We start from the raw sequence: 15,938 nt of genomic DNA on the forward strand, positions 1-15,938 counted from the left end.
AATTTAGAGCTTGGGGGCTCCATTAATTTGGATAATGATTATAGGTAGGACCGCTTCAGTCGGTCGGCGGTCCTCCGGCTTTCCGTTAGGACCAGCCGGGTCAAGAGATGATCACTGCACTATCTATTTGGGTGAACACATTGTCCTTCATGGAGTTCCCATCTATTGCCGTCACCACGGTACGGTTAGCAACACTGACAATCAGCGCCAAATCTTTCAACAGAATGAGCGATTCCTTGCTGCCTTTGGCCGCCGCTTGTTCTACGGCCGAAGAGATCTGGTCAAGCTGCTTGCTTCCAAGCTGAATCCCTCGCTGCTCCAGCCGCTTCGCAGCATGATTGCTGAATTTCAGCATATTCCGCTGAAGTACGGTTTCGAAAGAGGTACTTCCGGATGAAGATCCGTTGTTATTGACGGTGTTTGAACGCGGCAGCACGCCCGGATGCCGGACACCGGTAAACATCTGTCCGACAGTCATTTTATCGTTCATGATGCCGTCCCGCCTGCGCTGCCGGCTTCGTCCACCGCCGAGGTGCTGTCACTATTTTTAATTTGCGTAATATCAGTGAGCGCAATCTTGTCCTTACCAACAAGCGCATACTGCACTCCGTCGTTAACGACAATGGAATCCACCGTTCCCGATTTCTGCTCTGAAGTGGAGCTGTCAAGCCAGCTGACATTTTTTCCAATTAGACCTGAAACCGAGCCAAGCGACTGATTAAGCGCCGTTATCTGGCCGGAGATGTTCATAAGCTGCTCAACAGATGTAAATTGAGCCATTTGAGCAATAAATTCCTTGTCTTGCAAAGGCTGCATCGGATCCTGATTCTGCAGTTGTGTAACCAAAATTTTAAGAAATTGGTCTTTCCCGAGCGTTTGATCGCCCTTACTGCTGCCCGAGACGTTAGCTGCCGAATAGTTGGGCCATACATTATTTGTGGATATCATACTATTCGAGGTTGCCATTACCTTTCACCCCTCTTTCCATCACCCCTAAGCCTCAGCTGAGAACTGTCCTGTCAGACTACGGGCACTTTGTCTTTCGCTATTCAGCCATTCTTTCCATTCTCCATCGAGTTCGGCGGTGAGAATAGCATCATCTGATGCTTCCTTCCGCTCCTTGGAGCGTCTGTCGGAACCCTGGCCGCCTGCTCCAGAATGTCGTCCCTCTTGAAAGAGCTGCGACTGCTGGGAAGCATTGTTCTGTGAAACTTCCAGTTTTTCCACCTGCAGTCCTTGGGATTGAAGCGCAGCACGCAGCTGGGACATCTGATTCTCAAGCAAATCTTTGGCTCCAGCATGCTCAGTCATGAAATGCGCTACCAAATGACCGTTCTGCATCGTGATTTTGACATCTACTTGTCCCAGATTTTCCGGAAACAGAGATATTGTCGCCTCGGCAATCCCGCCTTTATTGACAATCTCCAGCTTGCCTGTAATAAAACCAGTCATTTCTTGCGCAAATCTATGAACCGGAACTTGGTGGGTCTCCGTCTTCAGAGGAGCCGTAATTCCGTCTCTCAGCATGAGCTGGCCTGCGGTAATGACTTTGCTGTCCCCTGTGGAAGAATCCTGCTCTGCAGCCATTTCGGATAGTACATCTGCACTTGCCTTGGAATGCTCCTTACCTTCTGCGGATGTCGTCGTTACTTTAAGGTCCATCATGTTGCCTGCAGCAGCCTTGACATCGCTAGGGTTCGCGGCAGCTTTTCCGGAAGTATCCGGCTTGTTCGCAATCAAGTCTCCGGTCTTGGAAGGAGCGGTTCCTTCGAAATTATTGCCGTCCTCTTGGCGTTCTTGAATCTTTCCTGCGACGGCAGTTTGGGAGGCCGCAGACTGTACAGAAGTTACATTGGAAGTTGTTTCGGTTCCAGTATACGGTTCAAGGATTGCCGCAAAGCTGTTCAGCAGCGTCAGCGCTTTGCCCGCTGCGGCTTCATCGCCGCTATCTGCAGCTTGCTGAAATCTGGCCGCAAGGTTGTTCAGTTCATCCTGAACAGCAAACCTGGCGGTTGCGGGGTTCTGTGCAAGTGCTGTAAGCGTGTTCTCAGCCTGACCTTCCCCTGACAAAAGAGCGGAGACTTGAATCAGCCAGCCTTGAAGCGCCGCCAGCAGCGCGGGATTCGTTTCAATCTGTTCATCCAGTTTTGCAAGCTCGGGAAGAAGTTGATCCAGCAGCTCTTGGCCGGCCGCGCCTGACATTTCGCCATCCTTGTCTGTTGATCCGGAAACTGTCGTCTTCAGAAGGTTCTGTAAAGTTACAGCTACCGAATCGCCCTTTGAAGCTGCTGTCATACCAGAAGCCGCTCCTGCCATCGATTGCAACAGAGTCTGGGAGAACATCCCGTTTCCCGCAGTACCGATAACTCCTTCTATTCCGGAAGATCCGGCAGAAGCAGCCGCTTTGGCATTAAGACCTTTGCCTGAAGAAATCATTTGAAATACAAGACTCATCATTTTCCACCTCCTTTCAAGTGTAAAGCTTATTTACCACCCATCAGACGATTCACAATTTTGGCAGTTACTCCTTTTGTATCATTCTTGGTCATCTCGGATAGTATGGAAGACCGCACACCGTCGTTCACGGTACTCAGAATCGTAATCACCTTATCCGGACTGATGCCGTACATATCGCTGAGCAGTTTTGCTGCTTCGGCGGCAGGCATAGCGGAGAAAGTCTGGCTTAGCTTTTCCTTGTCAAGATTTGAATTGCTGCCGTTCGAGACGCTTGCTGCCGCCGATTCTTGATTTAGTCTCGATTGAAGGGCTGCAATAGCCATATCGGAAGAATTAGCCGATTCTTTTAGCTTTATGGACACGTCTGCGGCAACTTTCGGGTCCATCTTTTCCAAAATGGCAGTTTTGCTGTCATTATTCATTCCGCTAAGAAGCTGAACCACTTCATCGGTCGTCATATTTTGCATGATCGCCGCCGCTTTGGATGCTTTCATTCCCGCATAAAGTTTAGTCATAGCTGCTATCTCTTTCTCGTGGGCATCCTCTGCTTCTGCCTGTTCCTGACTGCTGGCGGTCTCCTGCATGTCGACAATCTGAGTCTGCAGTTCCTGTACCTGATTGTCCTGCGCGGTTTTTTGCTCATTCAGCTGTTGTACTGTCTTTTCCTGTTCGGATAGCTTGGCCTTTAGCTCCTTAATGGTTGCTTCCGAGCTTGCCTCTTGATCCTGCTGCTGGCTACTGCCGGCGGTAGCCTCTTTCGGATCAGGCACCCATTGATTTACAAGCGGAATTTTGTTAGCTATCTGCAGCATGTCGTTTCTGAAATCCGTATTTAAAAGCGTCAGCAGCACCCCAATGAGGACAAGAGTGAAAATAATCGGAATCATCAGAAACAGAAACCGCTCAAACTTGCTTGCCGCCCCTTCGTTTTCAAGCTCAAAATCGTTCGTTGCCACTGGTGAATAACCTCCAAACGTCAGAGGGGCCTCATCGCGAAGCGGACGGTAGCCATCTCATCCAGTTCGTTTTGTTCCCGCAAATTCATATTTTGTTTAAAAATGCCCAGCGCTTTTTCCCTTGCTTTCAACCAAATTTTTTCATCCAAAGCTTTTGAGTTAAGATTATCCTGTTTTCTTGAAACTTCTTGATGCGCTTGGCTAATCTCACCTTGTTTGCGGGTAATGCAGTTGTCCAAATAATCCACGTAATCCTGCATTTCCCGGATCATCGCCATCGGTGTTCTGCGCTCTGCCGCTGCCTGAAGCGAGAGTAAAATTTCATTTCGCTGTTCCATAAGTTCAACCAGACTTTTCTCCTGGGCCTGGAGTTCCCCAAGCGCGTTTGAGAGCAACCATTCCGCCTGCGTTTTTTCATTGCCCTTCAAATCGACGACTTTCTGGAAATTATAGTGAAATCTCATTAATCAAATCAACTCCTCGCGAACTGGGAAATTAAGATCTGTTGAACTTCGGTCAGCGTTGTCTTCTCGTCTACCTTCTGTTTTGTAAAATCCCAAATACTATCAATATAATGCAGCGATTCATCAATCTGGGCATTGGAACCTCTCTGGTAAGCGCCAATATTAATTAAATCTTCGGATTCCTTGTAAACCGACATCAACCGCTTCACATTTTCCGCCGCCTCAATCTGATCCGCAGGCGCGATATCCTTCATCACCCGGCTGATGCTTGCAAGTACGTCGATCGCCGGAAAATGCCCTTTATTCGCAATGCTCCGGTTAAGCACAATATGTCCATCCAATATGCCGCGAACTGCATCGGCAATCGGTTCGTTCATATCATCTCCATCGACCAGCACGGTATAAAAAGCTGTAATTGATCCGGTTGGCCCTGTTCCTGCGCGTTCAAGCAGTTTCGGCAGACTGGCAAATACTGATGGTGTATACCCCCGCATCGCCGGCGGTTCACCGACGGCAAGACCTACTTCGCGTTGTGCCATCGCATACCGTGTGACCGAATCCATCATCAGCATGACGTTGAGTCCACGATCACGAAAATACTCTGCGATGGTCGTAGCAATCAACGCTCCTTTGATCCTGATCAGCGCCGGTTGGTCCGAGGTCGCTACGATTACAACCGACCGCTGCAGCCCCTCCTGACCGAGGTCGCGTTCGATGAAGTCGAGAACTTCTCTCCCGCGCTCTCCAATCAGTGCGATAACATTAACATCCGCAGAAGTCCCCCGGGCGATCATACCCATCAGCGTACTTTTACCTACGCCTGAGCCTGCAAAAATTCCGACCCGCTGCCCCTTGCCAATCGTTAGCAGTCCGTCGATCGCCCGCACTCCGATGCTGATCGGTTCCTGTACTCTGGGCCTGTTAAGCGGATTAGTAGGGATATTGAAAGTTGAACTGTACGGCATGCGAGCCGGTATAAGCGAACCGTCAAGAGGCTGTCCAAGACCATCGAGCACCTTGCCGAGCAGTTCGGAACCCACCTGCACGTTGAGCGGTTTACCCGTACCTACCACATCACAGCCGGGTCCAACCGCTTGCAGCTCGCCTAGCGGCATAAGCAGTACCTTATTATCGCGAAAGCCGACGACCTCCGCCTTGAGCGGTCTGCTGCCCTTGGCAGGATAGATATAGCAAACGTCACCTATACTGGCATCCGGCCCTTCCGACTCGACCATCAGCCCGATAACCTGAGTTACCTTGCCGTTAATTCTGACGGGATCGATACTACGCAGCTGCTCTTTGTATTTCTGGGTGTCAAGCATTACCTTCCCCATTTCTCTGCCCAACATTATCCAGCGCCACCCTAATCAGTTCCTTCTTAATCTCTTCGAGCTGGGTGTCGATCCTTGCGTCCACGCTTCCAAGTGAAGAACGTATCACGCATCCATGGTCCTTCACCGTCGAGTCGGGCAAAATCTGAAGTTCAGCCTGCGAATCAATAGCCAATGAAAGTTCTTCGCGTGCCGCGTTAACAAAAGTGAACTGTTTAGGGTTTACGCATAGAGAGATGATCCCCTGCTCCCTCTTACGGGCCAGGTTTCTCTTGATGAGATCAATTGTAAACGCCGGTTCAACCGTTAACTGCTTCTCCACAATTTTCTCGGCGATATCGCAGCTCAGTTCAACGAGAAAAGGCTCAGCTTCCTGAATGATCACATCACGCGCTTTATAGGCTTCTAACAAAACGGCTTGAGCCTCTTCCATTACCTTCACTAGCTTTGCCTTCATTTCTTCTTCAGCCTGCAGCAAACCCTCATTGTAGCCTTGACTATAAGCTTCTGCCTTGACCGCTTCGGTTAGGTGTTCATCCTGCTCCCTGCGGCTGCGCCACCATTCTTCGGCTTCACTATGCGCTCTCTCAATGATGTGTTCAGCCTCAAGTGAGGCACTCCGCACCTGTTCTTCGGCAAACTCCTTAGCGTCGCGCAGCATTTGTTTGCATGTCTGCTCGGCCGCCTCGCGAGCGGAATCGCCATGTTGCGTTTCGCTATTTTCCTCTGATTGGGTTTCTTCTTCGGCTAGACCGGCATGCTGCCGGGCCAGCTCCAATCTCTTGAGTGCTTCAACAGGTACATATTGGGAGTGTTTGATCAACCTAGACAATAATGTCATCTCCTCCACCGCGGGCTATGATGATTTCACCTGACTCTTCCAGCCTTCGAATGGTACTCACAATACGGGTTTGAGCTTCCTCTACATCACGAAGCCGCACCGGGCCCATGTATTCCATTTCTTCCCTGAATGTTTCCGCCATACGTTTGGACATATTCCGGAAAATGACATCGCGGACTTCTTCGCTCGCTACCTTAAGCGCAAGCTGCAAATCCGCATTCTCGATATCGCGGATAATGCGCTGGATGGAACGGTTGTCCACATTGACGATATCCTCGAATACGAACATCCGCTTCTTGATTTCTTCCGCCAGTTCAGGATCCTGAATTTCAAGTGAATCCAGGATAGTTCGCTCTGTCCCCCGGTCGACGCCATTCAGTATCTGTACGATCGACTCGATGCCGCCTGCATTTGTATAATCCTGAGTAACGGTTGCGGACAGCTTTTGCTCCAGAACTTTCTCAATCTGGGAAATGACCTCCGGAGAGGTGCTGTCCATAACAGCAATTCTTCTAGCAACCTCAGCCTGCTTCTCTTGCGGCAAAGAAGAAAGAATTGCAGCCGCCTGTTCAAATTGAAGGTACGATAGGACAAGGGCGATGGTCTGCACATTTTCATTTTGAATAAAGTTCAAAATTTGATTTGGATCAGCCTTCCGCGCAAAATCGAATGGTCTGACCTGAAGCGTCGCCGTAAGCCGGTTGATAACTTCCAGCGCCTTTTGCTGCCCGAGCGCCTTCTCTAAGATTTCCTTGGCATAGTTGATGCCGCCTTGCGAAATATATTCCTGGGCCAGGCAGATTTGATGAAACTCCGATAAGATTAATTCCTTCTCGCCGCTGTCAACCTTGCGGACATTAGCGATCTCCAGCGTAAGCTGCTCAATCTCCTCGTCTCTTAAATGCTTGAAAATCTGCGCCGAAACTTCCGGTCCTAATGTAATGAGCAGGATTGCGGCCTTTTGACGGCCGCTAAGCCCCTGCTGTGCCGCCTTTACCATTCGTTCACCTCTGTTCATCTGCTAGCCAGGTGCGCAGCAGGTTTACGAACTCTTCCGGCTTTTTCTTAGCCAGGCTTTCCAGCTGCTTACGCACTTGACTCTCGTTCGTTACGCTGTCCAGGTTAATGGACGGGAATTCGGTCGGCACCTGAAGCGGAATCTCTTCCTCTTCTTCTTCCGTATTATTGCGGCGGCGTCGATAGATGATGTATCCCGCGCCAGCTCCAACCAGCAGTGCCGCTGCGGCGATCGCCCATATCATCCAGTTTGCAAAGCCGCTAGATGCTTGGGCTGCTGCTTGTGCACCAAAAGATTGAGAGTAGACCGAAACTTTTTTACTCAAATCAGCGTCAGTATAGGTAATCCCTGAATCGGCAAGGGAAGCTCTGACAATATTGACCAAAATAAGCCGAATGGCAGCCGAAGTGGCCGGATCCAAAGTTGGTTGCCCATCGGGTGGTTCAACCGCAACATTAATGGTTAAATCTTTTACAGTGTATGGACTTGCGATGATGTCTCTCGTGATTCGGTTCACTTCAAAATTTTTGGTCTCGGACGACTCCTCAGATGAAGTGTTTCCAGAATTCGCACTGCTCGGGTATCCTTGTACATCTCCAGCCCCGGTTCCCGCTACTCCACCGTCCGTACTGCCTTGTCCAGAGTACGTATTACTAATTATTTGGGAGCTGATTACGATCCCTTGCATATTTTCAGGGTCTACAGGCTCAACCCGGTTTTCCTTTCGGGTCTCTTTGTCGAAGTTCAGCTTGGAAAAAACAAGCACATCAACTTTATCGGGCCCAGTTAGCTTGCTGAGAAACGCTTTAACATCCTTTTTCACATCTTCTTCGAATTTCTTCTGAAGGAGGAAGTTTTCTTCAACCTGGCTGGAAACGCCCGCTTGTCCACCTTTTGCCGTCGGTAAAAGCTCGGTTTCATTATTCGTAATTGTAATGTTATCAATGGGCAGATTGGGCACGGCCGTCTTAACCAGATTGAAATAGCCGTCGATGTTGTCCTGAGTGGGTCTAAAGCCCGGTTTAAAGCTCAGTACCACGGATGCCGAAGCCTTCTCCTGGTCATCCTGGGTAGCAAACACGGTCTCCTTTGGCAGATTGACGAGAACCTTGGCATCCTTAATTCCCTGCATCCTGCGAAGAAGCTGCTCCACTTCCCCGTTAAGAGCGTTGTTGTACTTTACATTAAACTCATTGTCTGTCGTTCCGATCATTGATGAGCTCTGGTCAAAAATCTTATAGCCAATTGAGCCGTCCTGAACGATCCCTTGCGATCCAATATCTACTTTGGCGCGGGCTGCGTCCGCACTCGGAACGGAAATACTTTTTCCATCTGGACTTAACCTGTAGCTGATGCCCGCAGATTCCAGATAGTTTATTACTCCGGCGGCATCTGTACTGTCCAAATCCTGAAAAGCCACCTCGTACTCTGTCTTGGTAAGCTGCATCGTCGCTGCGACGATGATGATTATAATGATCAACAGCGTAGAAAAGAAAAGTATTTTCTGTCTGACGCTGAATCTATTCCAATACTGGGCAAGTTTATCCCTGTACTGGGCGAACCTTTCATTCACAGTGTCACCCCATCCGAAACTATGCTAGGATTGTTTAGATCTAATTAGATCTGAGTTCTCATAATTTCCTGGTAAGCTTCAACAGCTCTGTTTCGGACTTGGGCGGTCAATTGCAAACTCAGCAGAGCCTGCTGTGAGGAGATCATCGCTTCATCCACATTCACTTCCCCCAGGACAAACTTGTTATTCATATCTTTGGCAGTTTGCTCCTGAGCAGCCACTTGATTAAGGGCATCCTCAAGATAAGATCCGAAGCTTTTAGTAGTGTCCGAAAGACCGGCCGCAGATTGCGTCTCTGTGGTCTTCATTGCTAGTGGCTGGATGCTTTGTGCACCAATTGTCAAATTCTGTATCAAGGTTTCTCCTCCTAGAAATCAAACGCTAAAGTATACCAATCCTTACAGTCACGTTAGAAGATTTGTACTGAAAATTACTTGCCGATTTCAAGTGCTTTGGAGACCATCGCTTTGCTGGCATTGAGCATGGTAACATTCGCTTCATAGGAACGGGAGGCGGAGATCATATCCACCATCTCTTTCGTTACATCCACATTGGGCATGTATACATACCCATTCTCATCAGCATCGGGATGTGTCGGATTATATACCGGCTTTAGCGGCGAGGAATCCTCTATAATGGACTTGACACTCACGCCTTCCGTTCCGCCATTCATCTTAGAATGCAGAATATTGGAAAAACTATCGTTCTGTTTCGACTCCAGCACCACCAGTTTGCGCCGATAAGGCACCGCTTTGCCGTCGACCACCGACGCTCTTGTCGTTTCCGCATTGGCAATATTGGACGAGATTACGTCCATTCTTAGCCGTTGTGCGGTTAAGGCAGAGGCGCTGATTCCAAAACTGCTGCCGAAATTCATACCTCATTATCTCCCTTCAGTCGCCGTTCGCATCATTGAAATTTGACTGTTCAAAAGTTGAACGTAAGAACTGTACCGGAGCTGGTTCTCGGCACTTAGCGCCATTTCTCGGTCAATGTCGACATTATTGCCGTTATTGTTCATAGACGTCCTCTTGTCAGTCTGGATGACCGGTGAGGGTACATTGCCTGTCGACCCGAATTGAATATGGCGGGAATCCGTTACTTTCGCTCTAAGTGAAGATTGAAGTCCTCTTTCCTGCTCACGCAGAAAGCTCTCAAAAGAGACATCGGAGCGCTTGAAATTAGGCGTATCGACATTTGCCACGTTATTAGCCAGTGCGTTTTGTCGCATATTGGCGGCGTCAACGCCCTTTTGCAACCGCCGGAAACTAAGAGAGTTCAGCAAACCCATAATTTTCCCCCTTCCAAAGCTATCATAGTGAAAAGAATTCCACAACTCTTCTAAAAATCCTTCCTTTTCGACAACATTTGATTGAAAGATGCTCAATCTCTTACAAAAAAACCTAGAAAAACGCTCGACATTAAAAGACATAATCGAGGTTTTTTTTGCATATATTGATTCTCGTAGAATTTGTATAATATTACAATAAGAAAATAGCCCTATCTTTTAAAATGAGATAGGGCTTGAATCATTTTTTATCTACTTTTTTCCATTTAATGTCCATAATATCCTTAAACGCTCCATATATTCCTTCAAAATTACTTATTTTGGGTTTTAATTATTTTTTGACTAATACTTCTTTCCTAGAAACCTGCCATTAATGGGCAATTACAAAATATACTGGCTTAAGTCCCGATCCTGAGCGATACTTGCCAGCTTCTCACGAACGTATTCGGGTGTGATTACCATTTTCTCGAGTGTAAGCTCAGGAGCCTCGAACGAGAGGTCTTCCAGAAGCTTCTCCAAAATGGTGTGAAGACGCCGGGCTCCGATATTCTCCATATTTTGATTGACCGTCGCCGCAATTTTCGCAATTTCGTAGATGGCGTCGCTCTGAAACTCCACTTCGATATTTTCCGTAGCGAGTAAATTGGAATATTGCTTTGTCAGCGCATTTTCCGGCTCGGTGAGTATGGATACGAAATCTTCAAGGGAAAGGCTGCTCAGTTCAACGCGAATAGGAAAGCGCCCCTGGAGTTCAGGAATGAGATCGGACGGTTTGGAGACGTGAAAAGCTCCCGCTGCCACGAACAATACATAATCGGTCTTTACAGGGCCGTATTTCGTCATCACGGTTGATCCTTCAACGATCGGCAAAATATCCCTTTGCACGCCCTCGCGGGAAACATCGGGACCTCCCCCTTTGCCCTGGCTCGCCACCTTATCAATCTCGTCGATGAAAATAATGCCCGATTGCTCCGCGCGCGCGACGGATTCCTGGATAACGTCATCCATATCAATCAGCTTGTTCGCTTCATCCTGAATGAGCACTTTACGCGCCTCACGGACAGGCAGCTTACGCTTCTTGGTCCGTTTCGGCAGCAGACTTCCGAACATCTCCTGCATATTCATTCCCATCTGGTCGTTACCCTGACCGGCGAACATATCCAGCATGGTCGGTGCGGTGTCTTCGACATCGATTTCAATGATATCGTCTTCGAGCTGTCCGGCAAGCAGTTTAAACCGGATTCCCCGGCGGCTTTCATTCAAGGAAGCATCGCCTTCCGAATCATCGGCCTTTGCGTCCTCCTGGCCGCCATTCCCGCCAAACAGCATCTCAAACGGGTTGCGTTGGGCTTTATTCTTAGAGGCGGAAGGGGCAAGAATACGCACGATGCGTTCATTAGCCAGTTCTTCCGCACGGTCTTTCACTTTTTCGGTACGCTCAAGCTTGACCATTCGGATCGCGGTCTCCACCAGATCGCGAACCATGGACTCCACATCGCGTCCTACATAGCCGACTTCAGTAAATTTCGTGGCCTCCACTTTGACGAACGGAGCATTCACCAGCTTGGCAAGACGTCTGGCGATCTCGGTCTTGCCAACACCCGTAGGCCCGATCATCAAGATATTCTTTGGTACGATTTCGTCTCGAAGTTCTTCAGACAGCTGGCTGCGCCGGTAGCGGTTGCGCAAAGCGACAGCCATCGATTTCTTGGCCTGCTTCTGGCCGACAATATACTTATCCAGCTCGGCTACGATTTGCCGGGGCGTAAGCGATTGATTCGCCATCTTGATTCCTCCACCTCTCTGTCAGTCTTTAAGCCTGCAATTGTTCGACGATAATATTCGAATTCGTATATACGCAAATTTCGGAGGCGATCTTAAGCGCTTCCTTGGCGATATCCGCCGCGCTGAGATCCTTGGCATGCCGCTTCAGAGCCCGGGCGGAAGCCAGGGCAAAGTTGCCGCCGGAGCCGATCGCCAGCACATCGTCGTCCGGCTCGATAATTTCGCCTCCACCGGAAATAAGCAGCATTCCATTCTTATCCATTACAATCATCAGCGCCTCAAGCTTGCGCAGAACACGGTCCTGACGCCAATCCTTGGCCAGTTCTACCGCGGCGCGCTGCAAATTGCCGTGATGCTCTTCCAGTTTGCCTTCAAATTTCTCAAAGAGGGTGATTGCGTCGGCAACAGATCCGGCGAATCCGGCGACGACCTGCCCTCTGTACAGCCTCCGCACTTTTTTGGCGGTCGTCTTCATTATGACATTTTCTCCAAAGGTAACCTGCCCGTCGCCTGCAATTGCCGCTTCGCCATTATGCCTTACGGCGCAAATAGTCGTTGCGTGAAAGCTGGGAATCATGCTCTTGCCTCCTTCGATTGTGCTCCGAAAATGCGTCAGGTTCTTTGCAGGGTCTCGGAACCGATATGATGTGGCAAACCCGTACGGTCTGAGAACCCGGCCAGACTATCCAATGCGCGATGCGCAAGAAGCTCATTCTTCTCCTTTTTGTTTCGGATCTTCCGTTCAGGCTTCGGTAGAAGGCCGAAGTTGGCGTTCATCGGCTGAAAATGCTTGGAATCGGCAGCCGTAATATAAGCCGGCATGCTTCCAAGAACGGTATCTTCCGGAAATACAAGCAGCTCCTCACCAAGAGCAAATCTAGCGGCATTAATGCCGGCTATCATACCCGAGGCCGCAGATTCAACATAGCCTTCCACACCTGTCATCTGTCCAGCAAAAAACAGCCGTTCCCTGCCTTTCATCTGATAGGTTGGATGCAGCAGCTTCGGCGAGTTAATGAAGGTATTGCGGTGCATAACACCGTAGCGGACATATTCCGCATTTTCAAGACCTGGGATCAGCGAAAAGACCCGCTTCTGCTCGCCCCATTTCAGGTGTGTTTGAAATCCAACGAGGTTATAGAGCGTTCCGGCAGCGTTGTCCTGGCGCAGTTGAACGACGGCATATGGTAGCTTGCCCGTATGGGGATTGACGAGCCCCACCGGCTTCATGGGCCCGAACAGCGCCGTCTGCTTGCCGCGTTTCATCATAATCTCGATCGGCATGCAGCCTTCGAAATAGATTTCTTTCTCAAAGTCCTTGAGTGCTGCCGTTTCCGCAGAAATAAGGGCGTCATAAAATACGTCGAATTCCTCTTCCGTCATCGGGCAGTTAAGATAGGCGGCTTCGCCTTTATCATACCGGGAAGCCAAATACACCTTGCTCATATCGATTGAATCCTTCTCAACGATCGGAGCCGCCGCGTCGTAAAAGTAAAAATACTCCTCGCCCAGCAGCGCCTTAATCTCGGAAGACAATGCCGGAGATGTCAACGGTCCGGAAGCGATCACAACAATCCCTTCATCCGGTATATGCGTCAATTCCTCATTTATAACTTCAACAAGCGGATGCCCTTGCAGCGCTGCCGTAATTTCGCCCGAAAATCCGTCCCGGTCGACGGCAAGCGCGCCTCCCGCCGGTACGGCATGCTTGTCGGCAGAGCCCAGCACCAGGGAGCCAAGCCGCCGCATCTCCTCTTTGAGTACGCCGACCGCGTTGCCAAGTCCATTCGCGCGCAGCGAGTTGCTGCATACAAGCTCGGCGAATTTATCCGTATGATGAGCCGGTGTCTTTACGACAGGCCGCATTTCATATAATTTAACAGGCACTCCCCGCGATGCGAGCTGCCAGGCCGCTTCACTTCCGGCAAGCCCAGCGCCGATTACCGTAACCGGAGCGGGGCTGCCCGCTGTTTGCTTAGCAGTATCCGTCAACTGTACACAACCTCCATAAGTCTTTCTAGATGAATTTATTAGTGTTAAGCTTATTTATTCCGCCGTTTCCTCTTCGCTGTCCTCCAGACTCTCGGTATGGTCGCAGGACGTACACTGCAGCCGGGTTCCTTGCTTGTTCCGTTTCTCAACCATCCACGAGCCGCACTCGGGGCAGGGTTTTGAAGACGGTTTATCCCAGGAGACAAAGTCGCATTCAGGATAACGGTCGCAGCCATAGAAGACACGTCCCTTCTTGCTGCGCCGCTCTACGACTTTTCCTTCATGGCATTTCGGGCAGCCTACCCCGATATCCTTAATGATCGGCTTTGTATTCCGGCAGTCGGGGAAGCCCGAACAGGCTAAAAATTTACCGAAACGTCCCAGCTTGTAAACGAGCGGCTTACCGCATTTTTCGCAAATTTCATCGGAAACTTCATCCACGATCTCAATCTCTTTCATTTCCTCTTCGGCCACTTCAAGACGCTTCTCGAAGGAATTGTAAAATTCAGCAAGCACTTTTACCCAATCTTCCGCGCCTTCTTCCACATGGTCAAGATCGCCTTCCATATGGGCCGTAAATTCTACATCAAGGATTTCCGGAAAGAACTGCTCCATTTGTTCAATGACCAGTTCCCCGAGCTCGGTGGGCATAAACTTTTTTTCTTCTATGGCGACATAGCCGCGCTTCTGAATGGTTTCCAGCGTCGGCGCATAGGTGCTTGGACGTCCAATTCCCAGCTCCTCCAGCGTCTTAACGAGACGCGCTTCCGTATAACGGGGCGGCGGCTGAGTAAAATGCTGTTTCGGCTCGATTTCCTGCGAAATCAGCTTATCTCCAGCCTGCAGCTGAGGCAGGTACTTCTCCTCTTCCGTTGTGCCGTCATCGTTGCCTTCCACATACACCTTCATAAAGCCGGGAAAAGACACCTTCGAACCAACGGCACGAAACACAACCTCGCCTGCCGAAATGTCGACTGACAGCGTATCCAGCCGGGCCGAAGCCATCTGACTGGACGTAAACCGTTCCCATATCAGCTTGTAAAGCCGAAACTGGTCGCGGCTGGTAAACTCTTTGACGGTATCCGGTTCGCGCAGCGCCGAAGTTGGGCGGATCGCTTCATGCGCGTCCTGAGCTCCGGCCGCCTTCTTGGAGTATTGACGCGGCGATTCCGGCAGAAAATCCTTCCCGTATTTGCCGGAGATCAGCTCCTTTGCTTCTTCCTGCGCTGTCGCGGATATCCGAGTAGAGTCTGTACGCATGTACGTAATAAGACCAACTGTGCCTTCTTTTCCGAGCTCCACACCCTCATACAGCTGCTGGGCGACAGACATCGTCTTCGCCGCCCGGAATCCGAGCTTGCGAGCCGCTTCTTGTTGAAGGGAGCTGGTTGTAAATGGAGCTGACGGATGACGCTGTCTTTCCTTTTCCTTCACTTCGCTGACGATGAAATCGGCGCCTTCAATCGCCTTCATTACTTCCTGTACGTCCCTCTCGCGCCCAAGTTCCTTTTTCTCGCCATTTAATTTATAGAATCTGGCCTCGAATAAGGAATCACGGATACCAAGCTTGGCGGTAATGCTCCAGTATTCCTCCGGCACGAATGCCGAGATCTCATTCTCCCGGTCCATAATGATTTTAACCGCTACCGACTGTACACGTCCGGCGGACAGCCCCTTTTTAACTTTCTTCCATAATAAAGGGCTGATTTTATAACCAACAAGCCGGTCAAGGATGCGCCGGGCCTGCTGGGCGTTGACCAGATCCATATTTATTTTGCGCGGAGTCTTAAAAGCGTCCTTCACGGCCTGCTTCGTAATCTCGTTGAACACGACGCGGCAATCCTGCGTATTGTCCAGTTCCAGCGCATGCGCCAGATGCCAGGCAATCGCTTCTCCTTCGCGGTCCGGGTCAGCCGCCAGATATACTTTTTTGACTTTTTTGCTTGCGTCTTTCAGCTCTTTAAGCACCGAGCCTTTGCCGCGAATTGTAATATATTTGGGATTAAAGTCATTCTCGACTTCTACACCAATCTGGCTTTTGGGCAAGTCGCGAACATGTCCCATTGATGCCTTTACAATATATTTGCTGCCCAAATATTTGCCGATGGTCTTCGCCTTTGCAGGCGACTCGACAATGACCAAAGAATCAGCCACACAATCGTCCTCCTAAAAGTTTGTCAGCATAAACTTCATTGAATTCTATAGCAAAACTCAGTTCGGAAGAGTACGCCAA

Annotated in this window: 16 protein-coding genes; all 16 read right to left on the reverse strand. The window is 49.7% G+C overall.

Annotated features, from left to right (window positions below):
- Window positions 1-100: 100 nt before the first annotated feature.
- Entirely contained in the window at window positions 101-490 is a 390-nt protein-coding gene (locus PDUR_RS15925) for a TIGR02530 family flagellar biosynthesis protein (protein WP_042207138.1), read from the reverse strand.
- Window positions 487-966, reverse strand: a complete 480-nt coding sequence (locus PDUR_RS15930; RefSeq protein ID WP_042207139.1) for a flagellar hook capping FlgD N-terminal domain-containing protein — start codon at window positions 964-966, stop codon at window positions 487-489. Before PDUR_RS15930 ends, PDUR_RS15925 begins: the two co-directional genes overlap by 4 nt.
- Window positions 967-993: 27 nt before the next feature.
- Window positions 994-2,457 carry a flagellar hook-length control protein FliK gene (locus tag PDUR_RS15935; RefSeq protein WP_081949551.1) on the reverse strand — a complete coding sequence of 488 codons (1,464 nt, stop codon included), beginning with the start codon at window positions 2,455-2,457 and terminating at the stop codon, window positions 994-996.
- 26 nt (window positions 2,458-2,483) lie between these two features.
- A complete protein-coding gene (locus PDUR_RS15940; protein ID WP_042207140.1) occupies window positions 2,484-3,413 on the reverse strand; it encodes a MotE family protein in 930 nt (309 codons plus the stop codon).
- A 20-nt stretch (window positions 3,414-3,433) separates the two neighbouring features.
- A complete protein-coding gene (gene fliJ / locus PDUR_RS15945; protein ID WP_042207141.1) occupies window positions 3,434-3,877 on the reverse strand; it encodes a flagellar export protein FliJ in 444 nt (147 codons plus the stop codon).
- Window positions 3,878-3,885: 8 nt separating this feature from the next.
- The gene (gene fliI / locus PDUR_RS15950; RefSeq protein WP_042209428.1) at window positions 3,886-5,199 is read right to left on the reverse strand and encodes a flagellar protein export ATPase FliI; all 1,314 of its coding nucleotides are present in this window, start codon (window positions 5,197-5,199) and stop codon (window positions 3,886-3,888) included.
- On the reverse strand, window positions 5,192-6,040 hold the full coding sequence (locus tag PDUR_RS15955) for a FliH/SctL family protein (protein WP_042207142.1): 849 nt from the start codon (window positions 6,038-6,040) through the stop codon (window positions 5,192-5,194). The genes fliI and PDUR_RS15955 overlap by 8 nt, the downstream gene beginning before the upstream one ends.
- The gene (fliG, locus tag PDUR_RS15960; protein WP_042207143.1) at window positions 6,033-7,049 is read right to left on the reverse strand and encodes a flagellar motor switch protein FliG; all 1,017 of its coding nucleotides are present in this window, start codon (window positions 7,047-7,049) and stop codon (window positions 6,033-6,035) included. The genes PDUR_RS15955 and fliG overlap by 8 nt, the downstream gene beginning before the upstream one ends.
- 4 nt (window positions 7,050-7,053) lie before the next feature.
- Window positions 7,054-8,640, reverse strand: coding sequence for a flagellar basal-body MS-ring/collar protein FliF (gene fliF / locus PDUR_RS15965; protein WP_042207144.1), 1,587 nt, complete (start codon window positions 8,638-8,640; stop codon window positions 7,054-7,056).
- A 44-nt stretch (window positions 8,641-8,684) separates the two neighbouring features.
- Entirely contained in the window at window positions 8,685-8,996 is a 312-nt protein-coding gene (gene fliE, locus PDUR_RS15970) for a flagellar hook-basal body complex protein FliE (protein ID WP_042207145.1), read from the reverse strand.
- Between the two features lie 74 nt (window positions 8,997-9,070).
- Window positions 9,071-9,517 carry a flagellar basal body rod protein FlgC gene (gene flgC, locus PDUR_RS15975; protein WP_042207146.1) on the reverse strand — a complete coding sequence of 149 codons (447 nt, stop codon included), beginning with the start codon at window positions 9,515-9,517 and terminating at the stop codon, window positions 9,071-9,073.
- A gap of 6 nt (window positions 9,518-9,523) precedes the next feature.
- Window positions 9,524-9,931, reverse strand: coding sequence for a flagellar basal body rod protein FlgB (gene flgB, locus PDUR_RS15980; protein ID WP_042207147.1), 408 nt, complete (start codon window positions 9,929-9,931; stop codon window positions 9,524-9,526).
- Between the two features lie 378 nt (window positions 9,932-10,309).
- Window positions 10,310-11,713, reverse strand: a complete 1,404-nt coding sequence (gene hslU / locus PDUR_RS15985; protein WP_042207148.1) for an ATP-dependent protease ATPase subunit HslU — start codon at window positions 11,711-11,713, stop codon at window positions 10,310-10,312.
- Between the two features lie 28 nt (window positions 11,714-11,741).
- Window positions 11,742-12,290 carry an ATP-dependent protease subunit HslV gene (gene hslV, locus PDUR_RS15990; RefSeq protein ID WP_042207149.1) on the reverse strand — a complete coding sequence of 183 codons (549 nt, stop codon included), beginning with the start codon at window positions 12,288-12,290 and terminating at the stop codon, window positions 11,742-11,744.
- 35 nt (window positions 12,291-12,325) lie between these two features.
- Window positions 12,326-13,705 (reverse strand): FADH(2)-oxidizing methylenetetrahydrofolate--tRNA-(uracil(54)-C(5))-methyltransferase TrmFO, encoded by a 1,380-nt coding sequence (trmFO, locus tag PDUR_RS15995; protein ID WP_042207150.1) that lies wholly within the window; start codon window positions 13,703-13,705, stop codon window positions 12,326-12,328.
- Between the two features lie 54 nt (window positions 13,706-13,759).
- Window positions 13,760-15,859 carry a type I DNA topoisomerase gene (gene topA / locus PDUR_RS16000; RefSeq protein ID WP_042207152.1) on the reverse strand — a complete coding sequence of 700 codons (2,100 nt, stop codon included), beginning with the start codon at window positions 15,857-15,859 and terminating at the stop codon, window positions 13,760-13,762.
- Window positions 15,860-15,938 lie beyond the last annotated feature (79 nt).

The organism is Paenibacillus durus, from assembly GCF_000756615.1.
Classification (GTDB): domain Bacteria; phylum Bacillota; class Bacilli; order Paenibacillales; family Paenibacillaceae; genus Paenibacillus_AQ; species Paenibacillus_AQ durus.